2 protein-coding genes are annotated in these 2,073 nt (G+C 57.2%); one reads left to right on the top strand and one right to left on the bottom strand.

The annotated features are described in order from the left end of the window. On the bottom strand, positions 1-875 hold an 875-nt coding region (locus tag AC1D0I_RS32425), incomplete at its 3' end, for a DNA polymerase ligase N-terminal domain-containing protein (RefSeq protein ID WP_477400156.1). Between the two features lie 193 nt (positions 876-1,068). On the opposite strand from AC1D0I_RS32425, the gene AC1D0I_RS32420 reads away from it, so the two are divergent. Next, positions 1,069-1,971 carry a DUF72 domain-containing protein gene (locus AC1D0I_RS32420; RefSeq protein ID WP_477400155.1) on the top strand — a complete coding sequence of 301 codons (903 nt, stop codon included), beginning with the start codon at positions 1,069-1,071 and terminating at the stop codon, positions 1,969-1,971. Positions 1,972-2,073: the final 102 nt, after the last annotated feature.

The following is a 2,073-nucleotide window of genomic DNA, read 5'->3' as shown; positions in this document are numbered from 1 at the left end:
GTGGTGGCGTTATCCTCGACACGCAGCTGGACGCGGTAGCCGTCGAACTTGATTTCATGGACCCAATTCGCTCCCGCTGGCGGCCGGGAAAGCGTCTGGCACAGCTGCGGTGCGATGAAGTCGGGCATTTTCGCCGCCGAAGCACGAGAAGCTCGTTCAGGGCGCGGAGATGGCTTTGAAGCTTTGACGGCGCGCTCGTCAGCAGCATGGCCGCGATTGCTGTCCCACACGGCATCCGCATCGGCCACCTCTGAGCCTTGCATCATGAATGGCTTCGGTSCGRCACCCTTTCCYGCGGCAATCTTRTCCATGCTTCGTCCAGAGGCGACGGATCGGTCCTGCGCCAGCACCGCGTCGCCATTGCCATCGGTCGCGTATTTGTCGCGATGCTTGATCAGCAGCCAGTTGGTGCGTTTRCCKCCATTGCGATCATGCTTCATGCGCACAAGGACAAAACTTCCGTGCAGGCGCTTACCGTCGAGCGTGAAYTTAAGATCGCCTTTTTCCAAAGCCTGTTCAGCTGACATAGAGCCTTCCGGCTCCCAGTATCCCCGATCCCACAGCTGCACGGTGCCACCGCCATATTGGCCCTTGGGGATGGTGCCTTCGAAGTCGCCATAGYCTAGCGGATGGTCCTCCACCTCGACTGCGAGRCGTTTGTCGTGAGGRTCCAGCGACGGTCCCTTGGTAACGGCCCACGACTTGAACACACCATCAAGYTCAAGGCGAAGATCGTAGTGCAGCCGCGTGGCCGCGTGTTTCTGAATGACAAATCGAMGCCGGTTAGATTTCGCRATCGTGCTTTCGCCGCTGGGTTCTTCCGTCTTRGTGAAATCCCGCTTGGCCCTGTAGGTGGAAAGCCCGCCCTTTGTCATGGAAATGCCCCGCCTGATGACGCAACACAGGGCGGCCTGACGTTTTCGAGAGCGGGTCGCATCGTCGCATCAAGACCGGACTTTGTACTTGGATCCGTACCCCGATGGAAGCGATCCGCCCCTGCGCCACTTTGGCCAGTTGCCACGGAGCCATCCGGCCGTGCCCCGCGTTAAAGGCGGAAAGGGTAATTTCATGGGTTCGGAAGCCATCAAACGGAAAGCACTTGGACCCGATGAGCGCSGTGAGCKGCRTAGGCTGCGCARAGAAAAGCAGCGAATTGAAAACGTTGGACGTGCCGACAAGATGCATACCGCCCGATTGGCMGGGGCAATAGCAGAGCGTGATACCGTSTCGTGYYTGCAGGCATMTGCCTATGTCGGGTGYTCGGGATGGTTTTACTGGAAATGGCGGGGACAGTTTTATCCGACRGATCTGCCCACAAGCGAATGGTTCAACTACTACGCGAAACGATTCGATACTGTMGAAATCAACGCATCCTTTTATTCATGGCCAACSATCACAAACGTCAAAAGCTGGCTTCGGCAACCCGGTAAAAGCAGTTTCGTYTATACSGTAAAAGTCTGTGAGCTGATTACCCACATCAAGAGGTTCAAGGGGACAAAAACCCTGGTAAAGGATTTTGGAATGATCGCCGATATCCTTGGCGAGAGAATGGGCTGCTTTCTATTCCAGCTCCCGCCCAGTTACCATTTCACTAAGGCACGACTGAACGGCATTCTCGGCCAACTGGACCCGGCCCGGCGCAATGTGGTGGAGTTTCGTCACGCCAGTTGGTGGAACGAGACAGTATACTCGGCCTTTCGGGATACAGGCACAATCTTTTGCTCATGCAGCGGCCCTCGTCTTCCGGATGTCCTGGTGCGTACAGCGGAGGATGTCTACGTGCGGCTCCACGGTCCAGAGCGATGGTACCGGCATGATTACACCAGAGACGAGCTAAGCGGATGGGCCGACAAGATCCGCGCCAGTGGGGCAAAAAGAGCCTGGGTTTATTTCAACAACGACTATGAGGGCTTTGCGCCAAGGAATGCCCTGGCAATGCGGCGCTTGCTAGAGGAACAAACCCTCAGATGATCACCCGCCTAGGGGCGACGAAGACCTAGCATAAGCGCGGTCATCGTTGCGCTCGCGCACGCCACCGCCAACAGCGCCACCACGCCAGCAGAGTTGGACGTT

Source organism: Mesorhizobium sp. P2_D1, assembly GCF_056404455.1.
This window is presented reverse-complemented; position numbering and strand designations above follow the sequence as displayed.